Below are 23,604 nucleotides of genomic sequence, written 5' to 3' on the forward strand. Positions count from 1 at the left end.
CGGTAGGTCGGTAGGTCGGTAGATCAGTAGATCGGTAGATCGGCAAATCGATGGGTCGAGTCTCGACGAGTCAAACTGCTACTCGACGGTCACGCTCTTTGCCAGGTGACGGGGCTTATCGATCGACCGCCCCAGTTCGTTGGCGATCCAGTACGATACAAGCTGGAGCTGAACGTTTGCCACGACCGAACTCGCAACGTGCTCGAGCGCTGGGATCTCCAGGACGTGATCCGCGTAACGTTCGACATCCGATTGGCCATCCGTGACCGCGACGATGGGAACGCCGCGGGCCTCGACTTCCTTGACGTTACCGATGGTCTTCTCGGCTTCCTCGCCGTCGCCGGTCACGAGCGCGAAGACCGGCGTGTTCGGGCCGACGAGCGCGAGCGGACCGTGTTTCAACTCGCCCGCCGCGAAGCCCTCGGCGTGCTCATAGGAGATTTCCTTGAGCTTCAGCGCCCCCTCGAGCGCGACGGGATAGTGGAGGCCGCGACCGATGAAGAAGTACGCGTCGGCGTCGGCGTAGACCTGGGCGATCTCCCGGGCGCTCGAGGTGTCGAGCACCTGCTGGATGGCGTCGGCGATCGATCGGAGCGACTGGATCAGTTCGCGAGAACGGTGGTCGCTCAGCGCGGCGGCGACCATGGTGAGGGCGGCCTGCTGGCTCGCGAACGTCTTCGTGGCGGCGACACCGATCTCCGGGCCGGCCCGGATGTAGAGGACGTGATCGGTCTCGCGGGCGGCCGAACTGCCGACGACGTTCGTCACGGCGAGCGTCGTCGCGCCCGCCCGGTTCGCCTCCCGGAGGGCGCGCATCGTGTCGGCGGTTTCGCCACTCTGGGTGACGCCGACGACGAGCGACTGGTCCGTGAGCGGCATCGTCTCGGCCGTAAATTCGCTCGCCAGGGCCGCCTGGGCGGGGACGCCCCAGCGGTTCAACAGCGAGACGCCGAACATCGCGGCGTGGTAGGAGGTCCCGCAGGCGACGAACGTCACGGGGCCGTCGAAGGCGATGTCCGCCAGTTCCTCGAGTTCGATCCGGCCGGTGAGTTCGTTGAGTCGCCCGCGGAGACACTCCCGGATCGCGGTGGGTTGTTCGTGAATCTCCTTGAGCATGTAGTGGTCGTAGCCGCTCTTGCCGGCGTCTTCGGCGTCCCACTCGATGGTCTCGACGCTACTCTCGACGACCTCGCCTGCCGAATCGGTGATCCGGATCGAGTCGCCGGTGAGCGTCGCGAACTCGCCGTCGTCGAGGTAGATCACGCGGTCGGTGTACTCGATGAACGCCGGGACGTCGCTCGCCAGGTAGTGGCCGTCCTCGCCCAGGCCGAGCACCAGCGGCGACTCGTGACGGGCTGCGTACACCGTCTCCGACCCCTCGAAGACGGCGGCGATGGCGTAACTCCCCTCGAGGCGCTCGATGGCCGCCCGGAACGCCGTCTCGGGGTCGAGGCCGTCCTCGAGGCCGCGGGCGATCAGGTGGGGAACGACTTCGGTGTCGGTGTCACTCTGGAACGTGACGCCGGCCTCGCGCAGTTCCGTCCGGAGCGACTGGTAGTTCTCGATGATGCCGTTGTGGACAACGGCGACCCGGCCCTCCGCGTCGGTGTGCGGGTGGGCGTTCACGTCCGATGGCGGGCCGTGGGTGCTCCAGCGGGTGTGGCCGATGCCGACGGACTCGCCGCCCGGTTCGTTCGCCTCCAGGGTCTCCTCGAGCGAGGACACCTCGCCCTGGCGTTTGTGGACGCGGAGGTCCATATCCCCGAGAGCGACGCCGGCGGAGTCGTACCCCCGGTACTCGAGGCCCGAAAGTCCGGTCATCAGGACGTCGAGCGCGTCGGTGTCGTGCTCGCCGTTGCCGACGAAGCCGATGATGCCACACATCAGGAACGCACCTCCACGTCGTCCTCGATCGTTCCGCGAAGCGTCGACCCCGCCTGGACGTAGGCGTCGGCGCCGACGATTACGCCGGGGGCGAACGTCGACCCGCCCTCGTCGTGGGCGTGGTCGGCGAACAGCGCGCCGAAGTCGACGTCGCGGTGGACCGAGTCGTTGATCTGCACGTCGCTCGGCCCGCCGACGACGGTCGACCCGGGGCCGATTCGCGCCCCGCGACCGGTGACGCAGTCGCGAACCGTCGCCCCGTCTTCGATTCGCGTGTCGGCGTCGACGACGGCGTGCGTGAGGGAAACGTTCGACCCGACCGTCACGTTCTCGCCGAGACAGACGTTCGGCCCCACGACTGACCCCGCTCCGACGACGCAATCGGCGGGGACGACGACGGGGTCGACGATCGTCGCGGACTCGTGGACGTAGGCGTCCGCTGAGACCTGGCTCTCGACGCCGCCGCTGGCGAGGAGGTCCTCGGCGATAGTCAGTAAGTCCCACGGGTAGGTCGCGTCGACCCAGAGGCCGTCGGAGACGACACCCTGAACGCTGGCTGTCTCGTCGCCGATCAGGCTCGAGATGCCGTCGATGAGCGACTGTTCGCCCACGCGCGGGTCGACCCCGCGAATCGCCTCGAAGATGCGCTCGTCGAAGACGTAGACGCCGGCGTTGAGGGTGTACTCCCGGTCGTCGAGCGGTCGTTCGACAATCTCGATCACCTCGCCGTCGTCCGTGAGGACGCCGCCGTACTCGCCGACGTCGTCGGTCGGGATCAGGCCGAGCGTCGCGACCGATCCCTCGTCGTGGGACTCGAGCACGTCCGCGACGATGTCGCCGTCGACGAGCTGGTCGCCGTAGACGACGAGCGTCGGCCCTCGGTGGTCCCGATGGGCGTCTTCCGCGGCCAAGAGCGCGTGGCCGCTTCCCAGCAACTTCTCCTGTTTGACGTATCTGATCGGGACGTTGCGGTAAGTCGGCCCGAAGTGTGACTGGACGCGGTTTCGCTGGTAGCCCACGACTGTCGTGATCTCGGTCACGCCCGCGTCGATTAGCGCGTCGAAGACGTGCTCCAGGATCGGCTTCGTCGCCGCCGGCAACATCGGCTTCGGCCGGTGTTTGGTCAGCGGTCTGAGACGGCTTCCCTCCCCGGCCGCGAGCACGATCGCGGAACGTTCGGTCATACTATTCGAACCTCCGTCTGGCGACGTCAGTCTTTTGGATGGACTCATTTGCACGGTTTCAGTATCTCGGTCGATTCTCACGGCGGGTTTCGAGTTTCCTTCGAGCGTTCCCTATTCGACGGGTCCAGTGGCCTCGAGTCGGCGGTGTGTGGGCGGGTGGTCGGACGAACGGGCAAGCGGGCGAATGGTCGTACGGATGGACGCGAACACCGGACGTGGACACGTACACCGGAAATTGACGCGAACGCCGGGCGAGGGCGCGAGCGACGGCGGAAGCGAGAGCGGAAACGGGGACCAGGGCGGAGCCGATCTATCCTTCCCCCTCGGACTGGTAGGGTTCGCCCACGGCCTCCATCGGCAGGGCGTTGTACAGCGAATCCTCGAGTTGGTCCGCGGAGTCGTACTCCTCGCTGTGCGTGTCTTCGACGAGCGACCCGAGGTTGGCCTCGCCGTCGGCGAGCAACAGCGTCACGTCGTTCAACTCGACGGCAGCGTCGGCTCGCGTGATCGGGTACGAGAGCTCCGAGAGGGCGTGTTCGACGCGGCTGAGTTTGACTTCTTCCATACACTCCGGTCACCGGCGAATGGCTTGAATTTCTGCGAGGTTTTTCGTGAGTGTCCGCTCGAGTGACGTGAATTCGGGTTCGCTAGTATATAACTGACCGATAGGCTTCGCGAGCAGCTACTCGGCCGATACAGCCGAAACCACGACTATGGGCAGCGAACCGACGGGGTCGAGGGACGCGACGGGAGCGGACGGTGACGTCTCGAACGCCGAACGCGAGGCTCACCTGGAACGCAGTCGGAAGGTGTGGAACCGCTGGAGCGACTGGTACGCGATGAGCGAACGCGACTTCGAGCCGATCCGCGAGGCCGCGATCGACCACCTGGACCTTCGGCCGGGGGATCTGGTGCTCGACGTCGGCTGCGGTCCAGGAGTGAACTTCGAACCGATCCTGCGGGCGATCGGGGAGGACGGACGCCTCGTCGCCGTCGACTACAGTCCGGCGATGGTCGCGAAGGCTCGAGACCGGATCGACCGACAGGGGTGGGAAAACGTCGAGGTTCGTCGCGCCGACGCGACGACCGTCGCGTTCGACGAGCGGTTCGACGCCGCTGTCGCGACCCTCTCGATGAGCGTCATGCCCGATGTGCGCCTGGCGGTGGAGAACGTGCACCGACTCCTCGTTCCCGGCGGATCGTTCGTCGTGTTCGACCTCGGGGTCGTCTCGGCGGGGCCTGCCCGGGTCGCGAATCCGTTCCTCCGGTGGTTCCTTCGCTGGTACGCGAACTGGAATCCCGACGGCGACGTCGACGAGTCGCTCCGGGCGGTCTTCGACGAGCGCGAGACTGTCGCGACGTACGCCGCGGGAATCGGGTACACGGTACGGTGTCGGAAGGCTCTCGATCAGGATGGCGGTGTCGACGCGGGCGCTCGAGACGATCCGGGGGTCGGTGGCGACCCGGACGTCGGTGTCGATCCGGGGGTTGGTGACGACCCGGACGTCGGTGTCGATCCGGGTATCGACGCCGATTCCACCGCTCGAGACGACCGCTAGCGGACGCCCGTGCGATCACCGTCGCGTCTCGAGCACCCGACCGACGACGTTCGCCTCGCCACGCCTGAGCAGTTCCGAGGCCGTCGACACGGCACACCCGAGTTCGTCGGCGACCGCTTCGATGCCGTTGCGGCGAGGAACCTCGTAGTAGCCGACCTCCCAGGCGGTCTCGAGCGCCGTCAACTGTCGCTGCGAAGCCACCGTTTCGTTCACCGTCACGGAATCGCTCGTCCAGCGGACGTCGACCGCGACGCCGCCCGCGAGTTCCTCGATCACGGTCGCGAGGTCGTTCGAGTGGCCGACGAGGGTCGCTCGGATCGTCCGATCGGACCGAATTTCGATCGGCGGAACCACGACGACGGTCTCCTGTGAGAGCGCGTCGAGCAACGACGTCCCTTCGGGCCCGAGGTCTCGACGGAGGTAGAGGAAGAACCCGTCCTCGGTGGGCGTCGTGTCGTACTCGCGAACCGTCTCGAGGGCGTCCAGGATCGATTCGTAGGCGTCGACGTTCCCGTACACGAACGAGGTAATCGTCTCGACACCGTCGACTGCTTGCCCGCCGAGGACGACCTCGCGGTCGATGGCGGGCGATTCGCAGATGGCCGCGTGAATCGGCGCGAGCGCCTCCGCATCGTGACCGAGGGAAACGCGTACGGACTTCATGCGTCGACGACACGGACCCGGCCGGTATAAAATCACGAAATTCTCGATGTACTTCGACACCGGCCGGAACTCCTGTCGGTTCGTTCGCCTCCCTTCATGGAGACGATCGGGGAAGACCACGGAGAACGTACGAGAACAATTCGCACGCGGCGATTCGCACCGCTTTTGGCCCTCGAGACCGAACCGATGCTATTGAATGATCTCGAAGGGCTGTGAGCAGTGTGCGAAAGGCGGCAAGATGGTGCTGTTCGTCTACGGCTATTGCGACCAGCGCGACTGCTTCTACTGCCCGCTCGGCGAGAACCGCAAGAACGTCACGGACGTCTACGCCAACGAGCGCCTCGTCGAGTCCGACGAGGACGTGCTCACCGAGGCCCACCGGATGGACGCCCTCGGCACCTCCATCACCGGCGGCGAACCCCAGGAGGCCCTCGAGCGAACCTGCCACTACCTTTCCTTGCTGAAAGACGAGTTCGGCGAGGACCACCACACCCACCTCTACACCGGCATTCCGGGGGGCCGAGAGAATATGCGACGGCTCTCGGAGGCCGGCCTCGACGAGATTCGATTCCACCCACCGCTCGAGCAGTGGGGCGACCTCCACGGCACCGAGTGGGAGGACATCCTCTACGTCGCCCGGGAGGAGGGGCTCACCCCCGCCTTCGAGATCCCCGGCATTCGCCCCGAGACGGAGTTCCTCGACTTTCTGGACGAGGGCGCTGCCGACTTCTGTAACGTCAACGAGTTCGAGATGTCCCACGGCAACTACCGCCGGATGCAGGCGGAGGGCTTCGAACTCAAAGAGGGGCACATGAGCGCCGTCGACAACGACCGCGACGGCATCCTGGAGGTGATGGGCGATCACCCGAAGGTCTACTTCTGCACCTCGGTGTTCAAGGACGCGGCCCAGCACCGGCGGCGACTCAAGCGAATGGCCCGCACGGTCCGCCGGGAATTCGACGACGTCACCGACGACGGGACGCTCGTTTATGGAAAGACGCGGGCCGCCCCCTCGAGATTCGAGGCGCTCGGGGTCCCCGAGGAGTTCTACACCGTGAAGTCGAACCACGTCGAAGTCGCCTGGTGGCTGCTCGAGGAGATGATCGAGGCGGGCGACGTCGACGACGGCGAGATCGTCGAGCAGTATCCGACGTACGACGGCCAGGTAGTCGAGCGGACGCCGCTGGCGTAGTGTTCGACCCGTGAGCGAGCGGCGTAAGTGAGCGGCTTTTCGGTGCAGAACCTTTGCTGAACAACTGCTGTAATATCTCTTCACAAATACATTCGTTATCTCACAATTGCTGTAATATCCCCAATGTTTGTATAAACAATTATTAATATGACCTCTAATACAGCGGTATGACTTCACCCCCTAGGCGTGCGGTGCTCGCTGCCGTTGGTGCCGGCAGTCTGACCGCGCTGGCCGGCTGCCTGAACGACGTTCGCGAGTTCGTTCCCTCGAGCGACGGCCAGAGCCAGGATGAAACGGATCGAACGATCAAACTCGGCGTGATGCAACCACTGACGGGCGACCTCGAGGCAGTGGGGAAGCCGATTCGGGACGCGGCGATCCTGCCTGCAGATCAGGTCGCCGACGCGGTCGATATGGGTGTCGACTACAGCGTCGTCGACACCGCCGCCGATCAGGTGACCGGCGTCCAGCGGGCCGTCGAACTCGTCGAGGCGGGGTACCCGATGGTGAACGGACCGGCCGCTTCAGACGTCACGTTGCAGGCGACCCAGCAGGTCTTGATTCCGTACCGGGCAGTCTGTTGCTCGCCGGCGAGTACGACCCCGACAATTACGTCGCTGAACGACGGTGGGCTGGTCTTTCGGACGGCGCTCTCGGACTCCATGCAGGCGGTCGTCCTCGCCGAACGCGCTGCGAGCGACCTGGGCCACGACAGCGCGGCGGTCCTGTACGTCAACAACGACTACGGCTGGCAGTTGAGTCAGGCGTTCACCCAGGCGTTCGAGACGGAACACGACGGAACGGTGACGAACCGGGTGCCGTTCGAACCCCTCGAGGACGAGGGGGACGACCGATCGTACGAGGACGAACTCGAGTCCGCTCAGGCCGACGATACGGAGTTGCTGGTGCTCATCGGCTACCCGCTCACTGGCGCGCGGATCCTCACGAACTTCTTCGACGCCGGCGGGGAGGCAGACGTGCTGGTGACCGAAGGGATGCGGGATCCGACGCTCCACGAGGCCGTCGATCACTCCCTCGACGGCATCCGGGGGACGGCCCCGCTCTCGGCCGGTCCGTACGCCGACGAGTTCGCCGACCTCTTTACGGATGCCTACGACGCCGATCCGGGCATCTTCACCGCCCACGCCTACGACGCGTCGGCCGCGCTGTTGCTCGCAAACGCGTACGCCGGGCAGAACGACGGGACGGCCATCCGGAGCGCGATGTACGCCGTCACGAGCGGGTCCGGAACGACCGTGACGCCCGCGAGCCTCGCAGACGGCCTCGAGCGAGCCGCCGCCGGCGACCCCGTCGAGTACCAGGGGGCCTCGAGTTCCGTGGTCTTCGATACGAACGGTGATACGGTGGACGCGACGTTCGAGTACTGGGAGTTCGACGAAAGTGCCGACGGCGGCATCGCCAGTCTGGACGAGGTGAGTCTCGAATGAGCCGTCTCTCGCGACTCGTTCCGGGCCCGATTCGCCGGCGGTACCTGCTCAAATTCGTCATCTCGATTCTCGCCGTGACGCTCGTGATCGGCGCCGTCGGCGCGGTCAGCTACACGGAGATCGACCGAACGGTTCGCGACGACGCGACCGACCAGCTCGCCTCGACGGCCGAGTTGCAGGCGGAGGGGATCGGCGACTGGGTCGAGTCGATGCGCGTCCAGACGCGAACGAGTTCGACCGACGAGACCCTGCGTTCCGAGGACGTGCAAGAAGTGCAGGGGGCGATCGTCGAATCGCAGGCGCGCCTCTCCGTCGACGTCCGGGCGATCCACGTCGTGAACGCAGAGACGGGAACGATCGAGACCAGCACGAGTTCCCAGTACCGGGACGTCTCCCTCGAGTCGGTCTCGGAGCCCTGGACAGACGCCGACTTCGCGAGCGAACTCGGCAACGAGGAAGCGGTCTGGAACACCGAGGAGGCCTACGAGTCAGAGGCTCTGGGCGATCAGGTGATGGCCTTCGTCAGCCCGGTCGCTGGCGACGACGATCGCGTGGTGGTGCTGATCGGCACCCTCGAGTACCGCGTCAACCAGCTCGACCAGCCCGGCGCGGCGTCGACGACGATGATCGTCGACGGCGACCGAAACGGGGTGCTGGCGCCGGGATCGCTCGCGTTCGACGGCGACGACCTCGACGGGGAAGCCGTCGAAGCGGCCCTCGGCGGACGGATGACGGTCGAGAACGAGGGCGACTACGTCCGCGCGTACGTCCCCGTCGCTGACACTCAGTGGGTCGCCGTCTCGAGCGTGCCCACCGACGCGGCCTACGGCGTGGCAACGGACGTGGGCCAGAACGTCCTCGCGATGCTCCTGGTGAGCCTGCTCGCGCTGGGGCTCGTCGCAGTCGTCCTCGGGCGGCAGACGGTCGCCCCGCTCGGGCGCCTCCGGGATCGAGCGGCGGACATGGAACGCGGGGACCTCGAGGTCGACCTCGAGACGAACCGCGTCGACGAGATCGGACAGCTGTTCGTGGCGTTCGACAGCATGCGAACGTCGCTTCGCGAGCAGATTCGTGAGGCCGAGCGGGCGCGGACGGACGCCGAGAAAGCCCGCGCCGAATCCGAGGCGATGGCCCGTCACCTCGAGACGAAAGCCGACGAGTACCGCGTCGTGATGGAGGAGGCCGCCGACGGCGACCTCACCCGACGACTCGACCCCGAGAGCCGGAGCGAGGCGATGACCGACATCGCTCACTCGTTCAATGCAATGCTCGAGGAACTCGAGGAGACGACCGACGGTGTCAAGCGATTCGCCCACGAGGTCGCCACCGCGAGTGAGCAGGTCACGGCCTCGAGCGAGGAGGTGCGCTCCGCGAGTGAGCAGGTCACGCAGTCGATCCAGGCGATTTCGGACGGTGCGGACAGACAGCACGAGGAACTGCAGGCCGTCTCCGGGGAGATGGAGGGCCTCTCGACGACGACCGAGGAGATCGCGGCCTCCTCGAACGAGGTCGCCGACATCGCGGCGCGGACGGCGGAAACCGGCCGCCGCGGGAAGCAGGCCGCTCAGGCGGCCAAAGACGGCATGGACGAGATCGAGGCGGAGTCCGAGGAGGCTGTCGAGGCGATCGACGCCCTCGAGGCGGAGATGGCCCAGATCGACCACCTGGTCGAGTTCATCTCTGACATCGCCAGGGAGACGAACATGCTGGCGCTCAACGCGAACATCGAGGCCTCCCGCGGCGGAACTAGCGGCGACGAAGACGGCGGGTTCGCGGTCGTCGCCGCGCAGGTCAAGGAACTGGCCGCCGACGCCAAGGAGACGGCCGAGGACATCGAGGAGCGCATCGAGTCGATCAGTTCTCAAACCCACGAGACGGCTGCCCAGATCGAGGGTACGGCGACGCGCATCGACGAGCACAGCGAGTCGATCGAGAACGCGGTGACGGCACTCGACGAGATCGCCGAGTTCGCCCAGCGGACGAACGATGGCGTCCAGGAGATCTCGGCGGCGACTGAGGAACAGGCGGCCTCGACCCAGGAGGCCGTAGCGATGGTCTCGAACGCAACCGAGATCTCCCAGGCGACCTCGAACGAGTCACAGCACGTCGCCGCCGCAGCCGAGGAACAGACCTCCGCGATTTCCGAAGTGACGACCTCCGCGAGTTCGCTCACTGACCAGGCGAGCCAGTTGAGCGCCGCCCTCGAGCGCTTCGAGACGGATGGTGCGGGCGTCGGGATCGACGGCTCTGGGGCTGGGGCCCTTCCGGACTCCGATACAGCCCACGCATCGACGGCGTCGGACGAGCCGCTCGAGTTCGACGACGCGTCGGCAACGGAATCGCCCCACGACTCGACTGGTGACGAACCCGTGCAGGTGGGTGGAGACGGAGACGAAGACAAAGACGAAACCATCGAGGACGTCGAGGATGAGCGCGAAACTGCAGACGACTCGGGGCCCGACACCGAGGGAACATTCACGTTCGGCGACACTAAATAGGGTTCGGAACGGCTTCGACTTCCTCCTCGGACGACGCTCGATTCTCGGGACTATACCAGGACTTCGACCGCGTACCCGTGATTCTCGATGGCCGCGAGCAACTCCTCGACGTGGTCGTGGCCGCGCGTCTCGAGGTCGATCTCGACTTCGGTGTCGCTCATCTTGATGTCCCTGGAGGTGCGATCGTGCTGGATCCCGTAGATGTTCGCGCGGTGGCCCGAGATGATCGCCAGGAGTTCCTCGAGCGCACCTGGCTGGTCTTTGAGCACGGTCTGGATCTTCAGGTAGCGGCCGGTTTCGATCAACCCGCGAACGATCACCGTGGTGAGCATGTTGAGGTCGATGTTCCCTCCCGAGAGGAGCGGAACGATCACCTCGCCGTCGTCGTAGTCGAACGCCTCGAAGAGAATCGCCGCGAGCGGGACGGCACCCGCGCCCTCGACGACGGTCTTCGAGCGCTCCAGGAGGTGGGCGACGGCCATCGCGATCTGTTCATCGGTGACGGTGACGACTTCGTCGACGCGCTCCTGGATGACCGAGAACGTCTTTTCGCCGACGCTCCTGGTCGCGATCCCGTCCGCGATCGTGTCGACCCCGTCGATGGTGACGACCGACCCCTTCTCGAGGGACGCCGCGATGCTCGAGGCACCTGCCGACTGGACGCCGACGACGCGGACGTCGGGCCGTTTTGCCTCGACGGCCGTTGCGATGCCGGCGATGAGGCCGCCGCCGCCGATTGGGACGACCACAGTCTCGACGTCGGGACAGTCCTCGAGGATCTCGAGGCCGATCGTCCCCTGGCCGGCCATCACGTACTCGTCGTCGAAGGCGTGGACGTAAGTTCGGCCGTCTTCACGCTCGATCTCGTGGGCGCGTTCGGCGGCCGCGTCGTAGTCGGCCCCTGCGAGGACGACCTCGGCGCCGTAGCTCCGGGTCGCCTTGACCTTCGCGATCGGGGCCTGTTCGGGCATGACGATCTTCGAGTCGACGCCCGCCCGCGTGGCCGCGAGCGCGACGCCCTGGGCGTGGTTGCCCGCGCTGGCCGTAACGACGCCGGCGGCCTGCTCTTCGGGCGAGAGCGTCTGAATGCGGTTGGTCGCCCCACGGATCTTGAACGCGCCGGTCCGCTGGAAGTTCTCGAGTTTCAGGTGGATCGCCGCGCCGGTCATGTCGGAGTAGGTGTGTGAGTACGTCAGCGGGGTGTGACGCGAGGTCTCTCGAACCCGTTCGCGGGCCTCGAGGACGTCGGCAAGCTCGAGCATACCTGCGAGTATCGGGCAAGTATTGTAAAGGATTGCTGTTGGCGACGGCCCAGCTGTTCGCCGATCCGGTCGGAGACAACAGCGCCGCTGGCCTCGTGTGGAAAACGTGCTGTCAGAAGCGACAGCACGACAGGGAATACAGGGTATGCACGGCGTGTGACGTGCGACTGTATAGGAGGACCGGAGATATATAAATCTCATGCAGCCGGAGCGAAAGTGTAATCGATAGACGGGAGCGGGGTGAAACTGGCGTCTGACGGGTAGCAGACGGTTGTCGTTCGTGCCTCGGTGACACGTCAGATACTCCTTCTTGCCACTTCTACCGCGTGAACTAAAACTCGCGCAGCTTGCTCCTTTCGGAGGTATAAACGCCCCCGGAAACGGTTCGGCCATATGGGCGCGAGTGGGTCCGGCGGTGAACCATCGGGACGCGAGCGGGTGCTCTCGGTCTGGAAACGAGTCCTCGCACTCGCGTGGCCGATCATGGCCGAGCAGACGACGCGGACGCTGATGCGGACCGTCGACATCATCGTGACCGGCCTCTTTTCGCCGGCCGCCATCGCTGCCATCGGCCTCGCGGACCTCTACGCTCGCCTGCCGCTCCGAATCGGCCTCGGCCTCGGCGGCGGCGCCATCGCGCTTTCGAGTCAGGACACCGGCAGCGGCGCGACCGAAACCCGTGACGAGGCGATCACCCAGGCGATCCTTCTCGGAGCCATCGCCGGCGTCCCGTTCGTGCTCTTCGGCATCCTGCTCAGCGAGTACGCGATCGCGGTTCTCGGCGCCGAATCGGCGGTCGTGACGTACGGATCGGTGTACCTCGCGATCATCATGGCCACCGCGCCCGCCCGCCACGTCGGCATCATCGCCGCGAGAGCCCTCCAGGGGACCGGCGACACGATCTCGCCGATGGTCGTCAACGTCCTCGCTAACGTCCTCAACGTGACCGGGTCGGTCGTGCTGGGACTCGGCCTGCTCGGCGCTCCGCGCCTCGAGGTCGTCGGCGTCGGCCTCGCGACGGCCGGTGCCAACGTGTTCACGGCGCTGGCATTGCTAGGGATACTCGCGGGGCCGTGGCGAGCGAGTTCGCTCGTCAGGCCCACCGACTGGATCATCGCGAAGCAACTGCTCGCGGTGAGCGCGCCGCGCATCGCCGAGGGCCTGATCGCGACCGCCATCGAGTTCCCGTTCAACTCGATCCTCCTCCTGATCAGCACGGAGGCCAACGCGGCCTACCAGATCGGCCGTCGGGTCTACCAACAGATTTCGAGTCCCCTCTCCCGGGGCTACCACGTCGCTGCGAGCATCGTCGTCGGCCAGCACCTCGGGGAAGGCAATCCGGACACGGCCCGGTTCGACGGCTGGGCGATCGCCGGCCTGGGACTGGCGACGGTCGGCGTCATCGGGCTGTTCCTCGCGGTCTTCGCGCCCCAGTTCGTCCGAATCTTCACCGACGATCCGGAAACCGCCGACCACGCTGTCACCTTCGCTCGAGCCTACGGCCTCAGCGCGCCGTTTCTCGTCGTCTACGTCGCCATCGCGGGCGCGCTCCAGGGTGCTAGCGAGACGATCTACCCCTTGCTGGCGCGCTCGAGTGGCCTGTTCCTGTTCTACCTCTGTTTCTCCTACGTCGCCGCAATCTCGCTCGACTGGGGCGTCTTCGGCGTCGCGGCCGGCGTCTTCCTGTACTACCTCTGGGCGTTGTGTGTCGTCTCCTGGGCGTACCTCGAGCGCGACTGGGCGGCTAAAGCGGCCCGGATGATGGCCGAACGTGGCAGTCGCTCGAGTGAGTGAACGAGTGAACGAACGGCGAGTGAGCGAGCGACGAAAAAATCGAACGCGACTCGCCGTAACCTCAGTCGTCGAGTGCGCTCGTGATCCCGTCGATCGGCCGGTCGGGGGTCACGTCCTCGAGTTCCCTGGGCAATCCGAGCTGATAGGCGTCGCCGTTTTCCCGCACCGTCGTCCGGCCGCGGTGGACCGAGACGTCGCCGTTCAGGTGGAGCTGGACCGCCTCGAGTAACGCTTCGGCCTCGAGTGGCTGCCCGCGGGCTTTCATCTCCGCGAGGTCGGCATCGTCGGGGACGTCGAAGGCCCGCTGGGTGATGATCGGGCCCTGGTCGAGGTCCGTCGTAACGTAGTGGGCGGTGACGCCGGCGACACGGACGCCTTCCTCGATGGCCTGCCGGTAGGCCTCGGCGCCGGGGAACGACGGCAACAGGGAGGGGTGGACGTTGATGATGCGATCCTCGTAGCGGAACACGACGTTGGGGCTCAGGATCCGCATGTACCGCGCGAGGACGATCAGGTCGGCGTCGTACTCGGCGAGCAACTCGAGGAGGTGTTCTTCGTCCTGCTGGCCGTTCTCCGTCCCGACATCGTGGAAGGGCACGTCGTAGTGGTCGGCCAGGGGCTCGAGGGTGTCGTGGTTGCCGATCACGACGCCGATGTCGGCGCCCAGGCGGTCGTTAGCCCAGGCCTCGAACAGCGCCTCGAGGCAGTGGCTCTCCTTCGTGACCAGGACGGCGATCTGCTGGCTGTCGCGGTCGGTCGGGAACCGGACCTGGACGTCCAGTCCCAGGTCGTCGCCCAGGTCCTCGAGATCTGCCCGGAGTTTGGCCTCCGTGCAGACCATCCCGGAGGTGTCGATGGCGAGGTTCATCCGAAAGACGCCGTCGCGAACCGCCTGGTCGAGGTCCTCGATGTTACACCCGCGCTCGAACAGGAGTGTCGTGACGTTGGCGATTAGCCCGGTGTCGTCGTCTCCGACGACCGTGATCTCGGTCAGATCGGTCGTCATCGACACCACCACCGCTCGAGAGGTGCAGTAGACATCACCTCTTGCTCATGCCACGGGTGGGTAAAAGCCCTGCCATCCGCGTAATATTCGGTTCGAGGTGACGTGGAATCGCGGACTCGAGTTTCTGCTCTAGAATCTCTGGTGTGAGTGTGGATCGAAAAACCGCGCTCGCGTCCGCACCGCGCACCGCTCGCGCGGGTGCTCAGGAGAACTGCTCGATCAGCGCCGGCACGACATCGAAGAGGTCGTCGTGGATCGCGTAATCGGCGATGTCCATGATCGGCGCGTTCGGGTCCGTGTTGATCGCGACGATAGTGTCGGAGCCCTTCATCCCGGCGACGTGCTGCACCGCTCCGGAGATACCGATGGCGATGTAGACGTCGGGCGTGACGACCTTGCCGGACTGCCCGACCTGACGGTTGGCCGGGAGCCAGCCCGCGTCGACGATCGGTCGCGACGACGAGAGCGTCGCGTCCAGCGCCTCGACCAACTCGCGAATCAGGTCCAGGTTCTCCTCTTCTTCGATGCCGCGTCCGATGGAGACCAGGAGATCGGCCTCGCTGATGTCGACGTCGCCGCCGGCAACCTCCTCAAATCCCGTCACCGAGGAGCCAATGGCGTCCTCGTCGATGTCGGCCTCGAAGGCCTCAACCACAGCTTCGCCCGCGGCCTCGGTGGGTTCCCACTCGGCCCCGCGGATCGTAACGGCGACCTTGTCGGCGTCGACCTCGGTGGTCGTCTCGACCTTGCCACCGTACATCTCGCGCGTGCCGACGAGGGTGTCGCCCTCGGTCGCGAGGCCGACGGCGTCGGTGACGAGCGGAATATCGAGACGCGTGGCGACCGCAGGCGCGTAGTCCAGCCCGTTGACGCTGTTGGGCATCACCAGGTAGGCGGGCTCGAGCGCGTCCGCCAGCTGGGTGATGGCCTGCGTGTAGACGTCGTGGTTGAACTCCTCGCCGTAGGCGACGGTGTGGACGGTGTCGACGCCCTCCAGATTCAGGGCGTCGGCAAAGGTCTCGACGTCGCCGCCGACGACGGCCACGTGGAGGTCGCCGCCGGTTTCGCCGGCGAGTTCGGCGCCCGCGGTGACGACCTCGCGGCTGACGTCCCGGAGGTCGCCCTGGCGATGCTCGGCGACGGCCAGCACGTCGGCGCTCATTGGGCCACCCCCTTCTCCCGCAGGAGATCAGCTAACTGCGTAGCCGTCTCGTCGGCCCCTCCCTCGAAGACGGTGGTGTCGCTCTCGCTCTCGGGCTCGTTCATCGCCGTCAGTCGGAGGTCGCCCGCGACGGCGTCGGCCTCGACACCGAGGTCGGCGAGCGTCTGGTGGTCGAGGTCCTTGCGCTGAGCCATCCGAATCCCGCGAAGGCTAGCGTAGCGGGGCTCGTTGATCCCCGTCTGGATCGTAAATACGGCGGGCAGGTCGATGTCAGTTAGTTCCTCGATCCCGCCCTCGAGTTCGCGGTGGACCGACGCCGTCTCGTCCCCGGCCTCCAGGTCGAGCTGGTTGACGACGGCGCCCCACTGGTAGCCGACGGCTTCCGCGAGGGCGACGCCCGTCGCACCGAAGCTGTCGTCGCCCGACTGGACGCCCGTCAGCACCAGGTCGGGATCCTCGGCTTCGACGACCGCCTCGAGGATGGCGACCTTCGCACCGACGTCCAGGAGGTCGACGTCCTCGAGGGCGTCGTCCCAGACGCGGATGGCGCGGTCGGCGCCCTTGGCGAGCGCCTGGCGGATGGTCTGTTCGGTCTCCTCGTCGCCGATGGTGACGGTGACGACCTCGTCGACGACGCCGTCTTCTTCGAGCTGGACGGCCTCCTCGATGGCGTAGTCGTCCCACTCGTTGAGATCGGCGCCGAGATACCGCTCGTCGATGGTCGTGCCGTCGATTTCGAACTCGTCTTCGACGGTTGCAACCTCTTTGACCGGTACGAGTACCTTCATCATCGTTGGTTGTGCTCCCCCGGGCGTAAACGTTTTCGAAACCGCGCGTCGTGGACCTTCAGTTGATTCGGGTTCGCCTGGACTCGCGACTGTCTCTCACCGACCGAGAGTATCACGCTTCCGGACGCGTCTACGGTGGGTTTTCCCGGCGTTCGTCTCGATTCCGGAAGCCGGTTCCGGAAGCGGTTTAACGATACCACAGGTACTAGGGTCCATGGCGGACTGTCCACTCGCAGACGACTGCCCCAGCTTTTCCGAGCGAATCAGCGGAATGGGGTGTACGCACTACGGCGACCGCGGCGGCAAAGAGTGGTGTAACCACTACAACCAGCCGATCCAGGACCTCAAGACCCAGCCGGTCAAATCCGGCGAGGAAGTGGTCGTCGACGTCGTCGACATGCACGAGAGCGGCGCCGGCGTCGGCCGAACCGAGGACGGGTTCATCGTCATGATCGACGGCGTCCTCCCGGAGGCCCGGGTCAAGGCCGAAATCACCCGCGTCCACAGTAATCACGCACGTGCCGACGTCCTCGAGCGACTGCCGCTCGAGCCCGAGGAGTCCGAGGACGAGGATAACGACGAGGATGACGATGACGACGACGAGAACGCCGACGGGGCGGACGCCGACAACGAGGAAGACGCTTCCGAGCGGGGCGGGCGTCGCCCACGACGCGAGCAACTCGGCAGTCGCGAGAACTTCTGGGGCTCCTGAGCGGGCTGCCAGGGTGGACAGACCCTTCGTAGAGCCGCCGCCACGTATTCTTCGGTCGTCGCTTGCGCACTGCAAACTGCAATAAGACGTAAGTAGACCTGCTGGTATGTCACACGTGAATGACGATTGGATCGGACGGAGCACCTCGCCTCCTCGCCGTTCTCGCCGTCGGCTGTGCCATCGGCGGGATCGTCCTGGCCGCGAGCGCGATGCCGATGCTCGCCGCGGACTCCCCGGTGGCGACCGCGCTCGGCGACGGTGAGACGAGCGCAGAGCGCGACCGGGCGATCCAGGAGGCGATGCTCGAGGCGGCCGCGGAGGGCGATGGCGACCTCGCTGGACGGGCTGACGAACTCGGAGCGTCGGGCGCGGACGGCGACGGACTTCGAACGGGGGGTTCCGGTGCTGGTACAGGAGCTGGCGCCAGTGGCGGTGCTGGTGCTGGCGCCCTCGACAACCAACTCGTACAGGCAGCGGCCCTCTCGGCGATGGAGGGCCAGCACGACCTCCTGACGAATCCCGTCGTGAGCGACGCGTTGTTCGGACTCGCGGGCATCTACGCCGCTATCGGTGGCTCGCCGGGCGATTTCGCCGCCGGTGCCGCCGATTCCGATCCCGGCGCGTACGACGACCCCGGGGACCTAGAGCCGAGTGCATACGACGACCCCGAGAATCTCGAGGGAACCGCTCCCGAAGACGCGGTTGGGATGGGCGACGAGCCGACGACGTCCGGCGGATTGCTCGACGTGCCGACCTCGGCGAACGGACTCGAGGGCGGCTACGGCGACCTCGTGACCGACCAGCGCGCCGGGTCGATTTCGCTCGAGGGCGATGGGGCCGGCGGCGAGACGACGGTAACCGGTTCTAATGGGGGTCTCGATGGCGAAAGCCGCGATGGTGGGAGCCTCGATAGCGAGTCCCCGTGGGGCGACGACCAGGCGACCGATGGCTCGAGTACGGGCGACGAACCCGACTCGGGCGACGGGTTCGACGCGAACGCCGGCGACGAGGCGTGGGACGAGGGCGCTGTCCCCGACGACGGCTCGACCGACGACCTGGACGCGAGTCGGGGCAGCGGCGAGTCGGACCCCGAGACGTCGGGCGGAACCGAAGACTCGAGCGCGAGCGACGCCACCGGCGCTACCGACGCTTCGGACGCTTCGGACGCTTCGAATGACGAGACAAATGGCGCAGAAGATGAAGAATCGGATAGCGCCAAGGAAGACACGAACAGCGTGACCGACTCGCTCGAAAATTCGCTGGGGCCGGCTGGCGAGCGACCGATACTGACGCTCCTGGCCGTCGCGCTGGCGGTCGTCGTCGGCTACGTCTTCCTGCGAACGGACGACCCGATCGCGACGCTTCGAGCGCTCCCCGGCCGCCTCCTGGCGCTCGCGATGGGCGTCGTCGTCGCCTGCTCGCGAGCACTCGAGCGGGCCTACGCGGCGCTGTGCGGACTTCGATCGATCGCCGAGTTGCCGGGACTCCTCTTCGGAGCGGTTGCCGGGATCCTCGCGGAAGTGAGGACGAAAGCTCGGTCCGTACGGGCGTCGCTCCCGCTCGTCGGCGACGAGGCGACCGGAACCGACGCCGGGACCGCCACGCCAGGCGACCGACCGACCGCTCGCGTGCGCATCCGCGAGGCGTTCGCGGACGTGGCCACGATATCGACCGTGTCCCGAGTGCGGGTCGCGACCCCCACGGACGTCGCCGAGGGGGCGAAGGCCCGGGGCGTGCCGGTCGAACCGGTCGACACCATTACGGACGCTTTCCGCGACGTCGAGTACGGTGGACGGGATCCGGAACGGCGACTCGAGCGAACGACGGCCGCTCGAGCGACGATTCGGTCGTCGCTGGCGGCGGACGACGAGTCGATGGACGACGCAACGAGCGACGAATCGGCGGACGATGCAACGAACGACGCGAACGGTGACGAGAGCGAGAACTCGACGGGTGACCCGTGAGCCGTCGCCCGTCGACGCTCGGTCTGCTCGCCGGAACCGCCCTCGCGACCGGACTGCTCGCACTCGGTACGGGCCTGCTGTACCGCCCGGCGACGGTGCTCGAGGCGGTTCCCGAACTCGAGGCGGCGCTCTCGACGCTGGACCCGACCCACCTGGTGCTGGCGTTCGCGCTCGTCCTCCTGGTCGTCGCCCCGACGATCACGGCTGCTGGCCGGTTCCGGGTCGACGCGCCGCGGCCACTCGATGCGAGTTCGACCGAGCCGTTCGCCGGCGCTCGCTCGCTGTCCGATACCTCGTCCCGACTCGCTGGTGCGGTCTACGACGACTGGATCGACCGCGCGACGGCGTACGACGACGAGCCCCGTTCGGTTCGCGAACGAGCTCGAACGGAACTCGTCGACGCGCTTCGTTTGGTCGCGGCCGACACCTACGCGACTCGCGCCGGGCTGGACCGGGCGGACGCGCTGGCGGCGATCCGGGCGGGTACCTGGACTGACGACCAGCGGGCGGCCGCCTTCCTCGCCGACGAGGACGGCCCGTCGACGCCGCTGTCGCTCTGGCTGATCGACCTCTGCAGTACGGCCGATCCCTTCACGCGCGGGCTCGAGCACGCGATCGAGGCCGTCGAGGCGATTCGGGAGCGCCCTGTGAGGGCGGGGATCGAAGGCAAACGACGCGAGGGCTCGCGATGAGCCGCGTTCCCCGCTGGCAGGGTGCGGTCGTCGTCGCCCTCGCGATCTGTCTCCTCGCCGTGGTGCTGGGGGCGCCCGCACTCTTCGTGGTCGCCGTCGTTCCGCTGGGGTACGTCCTGGTCGGCGTCGCGAGCGGCGCCCCGTCGACCGACATCGCCGTCGAGCGAACCCTCGACGACGATCGACCGCGGCCCGGCCAGCCGGTTTGCGTGACCCTCTCGGTGACCAACGAGGGCGACCAGGTGCTCCCTGACGTGCGAGTCGTCGATGCGGTCCCCGAGAACGTGCCGGTGGTCGACGGATCGAGTGCGTTCGCGACCGCAATCCGACCCGGGGAAACCGTCAGCCACGAGTACGTGGTGCTGCCGCCCCGGGGTCAGTACGCGTTCGGCACGCCCCGCGTTCGCGTCCGGAACCTGGCCGCGAGTGCGCTCGAGACGCTCGAGCCCGACGCTGGGGGCGACGGCTCGCTAACCTGCGAGACGCTCCTGGACTCGTTCGCCGTTCGCGACCGGACGATCCGCTTCGTCGGGCGGACGCCGACCGACGAGGGCGGGAGCGGGATCGAGTTCTACGCGGCCCGGGAGTACCGCCACGGCGATCCGATCAACCGGATCGACTGGCACCGCCTCGCCCGGACGGGCGATCTCGCGACGATCGAACACCGCGAGGAACGCGCCGTCACGATGGTCTTCCTCGTCGACGACCGCGCCGGCGTCCACTGCGAGTCGCGCTCTGGCGGCCCCGACTCGCACGACCTGACGCTGTACGCCGCCTCGCGCGGCGTGCTCGCCTCCCTCCAGGACGGCAACCGAACCGGGTTCGCGACGCTCGCGGACGACGTGTGGGTCGACCCCGGCGGGGGCGACGACGTTCGTCGGCGCGTGGACGACGCGGTCGGCGAGTCGGCCGGTGGCGATGGCGCCCCCACCCGCCTCGCCGCCGACGGTGGGACGCTGGCGACCGACCTCGAGACGCGCCTCCCTCGCAACGCGCAGGTCGTCCTCTGTAGCCCACTCACGGACGACGCGGCGGTCGACCTGGTCGAACAGCTCCGTCTCCGTGGACGGACGGTGACCGTCGTGAGCCCGGACATGACGACCAGCGTGTCCGGCGGCGAGCGGTCGTCAGGAACGGCGATCGCCGGCATCGAACGCCGGAATCGCGTCGACGACCTGCGGGGACTCGGCTCCGTCGTCGTCGACTGGGACCTGGCCGACCCACTGTCGGTCGAGCTGGCCCGGGCGATCCGTGCGATGGGGGGTGCTCGATGACGGTGTCCGACCCGGACGCGAGTGCGGATGAAACCGTCCGAAACGGGACTGCCGCTGGAGGCGGCTCTCGCACACGGACCGATGGCGGGGCCGAACCAGGTACGTCGCCTCGAGTCGGCAATACGCGTTCGAATCCGAATACGAGTCCAGGTTCGGCTACGAGGTCGAGTTCGAGCGTCGTCTCGGGCGGCAATCACGGGACGCGCGTCCACTCGCGCCTCGAGTCGGCCCGAACCGCCGCGAGCGCGGCCGGGAAACGTGGAACGAGTGCCCTACTCGGGGCCGTTCGAAGCGCCCTGACGCAGCCGACGACGAGCGACGTCGCGACCCTCCTGCTCACGCTCGCCATCTGTCTCGCCGTCGGCGGGTCCCTGATCGGCACCCGTCTCGCGGCCGTCGCGACGGTCGGTGGCGTCGGCGCGGCGCTGGTCGCCACCTTGCTCGGGAGCGATCGCCCAGTTCGTCGCGCCGTCGGCGGGGCGCTCGCCGTCCCCGCGGCCGTCCTGGTCGCCGTTCCCGTGACGGTCGCCTGGGCGTTCGCCGTCGGCGTCGCCGGCTTCGGCCCGTTCGCGGCGGTGACCGTCTGGTCGCTCGTCGTCGCCGCCCTCGCCGGGACGCTGGCGTCCTGGGACCGACTGGGCGACGGCGGGGTCCATGCGGCTGCCAGAGGCGCGATGCTCGCCGCACTCGGGGTCGTGGCCGTGGTCGTCGTTCGCGTGCTCCCCGAGGCCGGCGTCAGGGAGCGTGTGGGGCCGGCGGTTGCCGAAGTGACGGGGGTCGCCAGTGGCGTCCTCCTCGAGCCAGGCCAGACTCTGGCGACCGTCTCGTTCTTCGGGCTGGTCCTGGCGACCGCCGCGACCGTCTTCGTGACGGTCGGCTACGTCCCGATCGAACGCCTCGTCCCGCCCGATCGGCGCGAGACCGTCTCGCGAGTCGTCGGCGACGTTCGCCGCGGCAACTCGATCGCGATTCGTGCGACGCTGGTCGGTCTCACCGGGGTCGTGATGCTTCCGGCGCTGCTCGAGCAGTTCTCGGACGTTCCGCTTTCGCCTCGGGAACTCGCGACAATCGTACCGGCACCGGCAGGCGAGGCGCTGGCCGCGATCGTCGTCGCGCGGGAGCTTCGAACCCTGTTTCTCGTCGTCCTCGCCGTCGCAGTGCTCGTGGCCGCCCTCGAGTGGTCTCGGCGGGCGCTACGGCGCGGCCTGGCCGTGGTACTCGCTCGACTGGCGGCTCCGATGGTCGGCGGGGTCGTGCTGACGCTCGTGTTCGCGTCGGTGCTCGCCACGCCTGCCGTCGAGGCGTCCCTCGAGGCCCTGGTTCGCCAGATCGAACCGCAGGTGGTCGCGGATCTGCTGCTCGAGTTCCCGCCGATCGCGCTCGTCGTCGCCGTCCTGCTCGTTGCGCTGGGGATGCTCTCGTCGCTGTTCGGGACGGTCTCGTTGCTTCGAGCGATTCGCCTCCTGCCGCCGCGGGCGGTCGGTTCGGCGCTGGCAGCGATGGCGATTCTCGGTCTCGCTGGTTCGCTCGTGGTCATCGGCCGGACGGAGGCAGCGATCTGGACGGCCGCCGGCGCGTTCGTCGTCTGGGACGTCGGCGAGTACGCGGACGGGCTCCGCGCCGAACTCGGGCGGGACGCGGCGACGATGCGGGCCGAACTCGTCCACGCGCTCAGCGCGGTCGCGACCGGTGGCGCGGTCGCACTCGGGACCGTCGGCCTCTACCGCTGGGCGGCGAGCGACGTCCTCGTCGTCGATCGACGGCTCGCGGCGGCGGCGCTGGGGGCGGCGCTGCTGGCGGTCGTGCTGGTCGCCCTGGTCCTTCGCAAGTGATTACGTTTCTTCTTCTGCCTCGTCTCCGTCTCCGCCCTCGTTCGCTTCAACTCCCTCCGCCGACGGCACCTCCCTGATCACCCGCGCGGGATTCCCGCCGACCACGACGCCCGCCGGCACGTCGTCGACGACGACCGCGCCGGCCGCGACGACGGCGCCGTCGCCGACCGTCACGCCAGGGGTGAGTACCGCCCGCCCGCCGATCCAGACGTCGTCGCCGACCGCGACCGGCTTGCCGTACTCGAGGCTCTCGCGTCGCGCGGCGGCCTCGAGCGGGTGCGTCGCCGTGTAGACGTGGACGTCGGGCCCGAGCAGGCAGTTTCGGCCGAACTCCACGGGACAGACGTCCAGGACGACGCAGTCGTAGTTCGCGAAGAAGTCCTCGCCGACGTGGACGTTGTACCCGTAATCGCAGCGAAAGGGTGGCTCGATCCGGCACTCGCCGCCGATCGATCCGAGGAGTTCCTCGAGTATCTGTCGTCGGTGGTCGCTGTCACCGTCGCTGTCGTCGTCGCCGTCACTGTCGTCGTTACCGTCGTTGCCACCGCTCTCGCCTGCCCGGTTGTAGCGACGCGTGAGCGCTCGAGCGCGCTCGCGCTCGGCAACGAGTTCGGGGTTGGCGGGGTCGTACAGCTCCCCGGCTATCATCTTTCGTTTTTCAGTGGACATACTGTCGTGTGGACGTCGGTT

Annotated in this window: 19 protein-coding genes; 10 read left to right on the forward strand and 9 right to left on the reverse strand. The window is 67.3% G+C overall.

Features of this window, described 5'->3' with window-relative positions:
• Positions 1-78 precede the first annotated feature (78 nt).
• From glmS to NGM15_RS14495, 3 genes are all read right to left on the reverse strand, one after another.
• Positions 79-1,884 (reverse strand): glutamine--fructose-6-phosphate transaminase (isomerizing), encoded by a 1,806-nt coding sequence (gene glmS / locus NGM15_RS14485; protein ID WP_253432387.1) that lies wholly within the window; start codon positions 1,882-1,884, stop codon positions 79-81.
• Positions 1,884-3,068, reverse strand: a complete 1,185-nt coding sequence (locus tag NGM15_RS14490; protein WP_253432390.1) for a sugar phosphate nucleotidyltransferase — start codon at positions 3,066-3,068, stop codon at positions 1,884-1,886. Before NGM15_RS14490 ends, glmS begins: the two co-directional genes overlap by 1 nt.
• Positions 3,069-3,378: 310 nt before the next feature.
• The gene (locus NGM15_RS14495; RefSeq protein ID WP_253432393.1) at positions 3,379-3,633 is read right to left on the reverse strand and encodes a DUF5789 family protein; all 255 of its coding nucleotides are present in this window, start codon (positions 3,631-3,633) and stop codon (positions 3,379-3,381) included.
• Positions 3,634-3,781: 148 nt separating this feature from the next.
• Here NGM15_RS14495 and NGM15_RS14500 point away from each other — a divergent pair, with 148 nt between their 5' ends.
• Positions 3,782-4,627, forward strand: a complete 846-nt coding sequence (locus tag NGM15_RS14500) for a class I SAM-dependent methyltransferase (protein WP_425494452.1) — start codon at positions 3,782-3,784, stop codon at positions 4,625-4,627.
• 15 nt (positions 4,628-4,642) lie between these two features.
• Here the strand turns inward: NGM15_RS14500 and NGM15_RS14505 are convergent, their stop codons facing one another.
• Entirely contained in the window at positions 4,643-5,290 is a 648-nt protein-coding gene (locus NGM15_RS14505) for a helix-turn-helix domain-containing protein (protein WP_253432396.1), read from the reverse strand.
• Between the two features lie 196 nt (positions 5,291-5,486).
• Between NGM15_RS14505 and NGM15_RS14510 the strand changes: the two genes are divergently transcribed.
• The 3 genes from NGM15_RS14510 to NGM15_RS14520 all read left to right on the forward strand — a co-directional run bounded on the left by NGM15_RS14510 (position 5,487) and on the right by NGM15_RS14520 (position 10,428).
• Complete coding sequence (locus tag NGM15_RS14510) at positions 5,487-6,482, forward strand: radical SAM protein (protein ID WP_253432398.1); 996 nt, start codon at positions 5,487-5,489, stop codon at positions 6,480-6,482.
• Positions 6,483-6,649: 167 nt separating this feature from the next.
• Positions 6,650-7,930, forward strand: coding sequence for an ABC transporter substrate-binding protein (locus NGM15_RS14515; protein WP_253432401.1), 1,281 nt, complete (start codon positions 6,650-6,652; stop codon positions 7,928-7,930).
• Positions 7,927-10,428, forward strand: a complete 2,502-nt coding sequence (locus NGM15_RS14520) for a methyl-accepting chemotaxis protein (protein ID WP_253432404.1) — start codon at positions 7,927-7,929, stop codon at positions 10,426-10,428. The genes NGM15_RS14515 and NGM15_RS14520 overlap by 4 nt, the downstream gene beginning before the upstream one ends.
• Before the next feature lie 50 nt (positions 10,429-10,478).
• On the opposite strand, the gene ilvA is transcribed toward NGM15_RS14520, so the two are convergent.
• Complete coding sequence (gene ilvA / locus NGM15_RS14525) at positions 10,479-11,690, reverse strand: threonine ammonia-lyase (RefSeq protein WP_253432407.1); 1,212 nt, start codon at positions 11,688-11,690, stop codon at positions 10,479-10,481.
• Between the two features lie 393 nt (positions 11,691-12,083).
• On the opposite strand from ilvA, the gene NGM15_RS14530 reads away from it, so the two are divergent.
• Positions 12,084-13,484 carry an MATE family efflux transporter gene (locus NGM15_RS14530; protein WP_253432410.1) on the forward strand — a complete coding sequence of 467 codons (1,401 nt, stop codon included), beginning with the start codon at positions 12,084-12,086 and terminating at the stop codon, positions 13,482-13,484.
• 61 nt (positions 13,485-13,545) lie between these two features.
• Here NGM15_RS14530 and NGM15_RS14535 read toward each other — a convergent pair whose 3' ends face one another.
• The 3 genes from NGM15_RS14535 to NGM15_RS14545 form a co-directional block, all read right to left on the reverse strand.
• Positions 13,546-14,490 (reverse strand): formyltetrahydrofolate deformylase, encoded by a 945-nt coding sequence (locus NGM15_RS14535; RefSeq protein WP_253432413.1) that lies wholly within the window; start codon positions 14,488-14,490, stop codon positions 13,546-13,548.
• 202 nt (positions 14,491-14,692) lie between these two features.
• On the reverse strand, positions 14,693-15,652 hold the full coding sequence (locus NGM15_RS14540) for an electron transfer flavoprotein subunit alpha/FixB family protein (RefSeq protein WP_253432416.1): 960 nt from the start codon (positions 15,650-15,652) through the stop codon (positions 14,693-14,695).
• Entirely contained in the window at positions 15,649-16,440 is a 792-nt protein-coding gene (locus NGM15_RS14545; protein ID WP_253432418.1) for an electron transfer flavoprotein subunit beta/FixA family protein, read from the reverse strand. Before NGM15_RS14545 ends, NGM15_RS14540 begins: the two co-directional genes overlap by 4 nt.
• A 214-nt stretch (positions 16,441-16,654) precedes the next feature.
• On the opposite strand from NGM15_RS14545, the gene NGM15_RS14550 reads away from it, so the two are divergent.
• The 5 genes from NGM15_RS14550 (at position 16,655) to NGM15_RS14570 (ending at position 22,914) form a co-directional block, all read left to right on the forward strand.
• The gene (locus NGM15_RS14550) at positions 16,655-17,152 is read left to right on the forward strand and encodes a TRAM domain-containing protein (protein ID WP_253432421.1); all 498 of its coding nucleotides are present in this window, start codon (positions 16,655-16,657) and stop codon (positions 17,150-17,152) included.
• 119 nt (positions 17,153-17,271) lie between these two features.
• The gene (locus tag NGM15_RS14555) at positions 17,272-19,116 is read left to right on the forward strand and encodes an ICP22 family protein (protein ID WP_253432424.1); all 1,845 of its coding nucleotides are present in this window, start codon (positions 17,272-17,274) and stop codon (positions 19,114-19,116) included.
• Positions 19,113-19,808 carry a DUF7269 family protein gene (locus tag NGM15_RS14560; protein ID WP_253432426.1) on the forward strand — a complete coding sequence of 232 codons (696 nt, stop codon included), beginning with the start codon at positions 19,113-19,115 and terminating at the stop codon, positions 19,806-19,808. The genes NGM15_RS14555 and NGM15_RS14560 overlap by 4 nt, the downstream gene beginning before the upstream one ends.
• Positions 19,805-21,082 carry a DUF58 domain-containing protein gene (locus tag NGM15_RS14565; RefSeq protein WP_253432429.1) on the forward strand — a complete coding sequence of 426 codons (1,278 nt, stop codon included), beginning with the start codon at positions 19,805-19,807 and terminating at the stop codon, positions 21,080-21,082. Before NGM15_RS14560 ends, NGM15_RS14565 begins: the two co-directional genes overlap by 4 nt.
• Positions 21,079-22,914, forward strand: a complete 1,836-nt coding sequence (locus NGM15_RS14570) for a DUF7519 family protein (protein ID WP_253432432.1) — start codon at positions 21,079-21,081, stop codon at positions 22,912-22,914. The genes NGM15_RS14565 and NGM15_RS14570 overlap by 4 nt, the downstream gene beginning before the upstream one ends.
• Here the strand turns inward: NGM15_RS14570 and NGM15_RS14575 are convergent, their stop codons facing one another.
• A complete protein-coding gene (locus NGM15_RS14575) occupies positions 22,915-23,583 on the reverse strand; it encodes a maltose acetyltransferase domain-containing protein (protein ID WP_253432434.1) in 669 nt (222 codons plus the stop codon). It abuts the gene before it with no gap.
• Positions 23,584-23,604: the final 21 nt, after the last annotated feature.

Source organism: Natronosalvus halobius (assembly GCF_024138145.1).
Classification (GTDB): Archaea; Halobacteriota; Halobacteria; order Halobacteriales; family Natrialbaceae; genus Natronosalvus; species Natronosalvus halobius.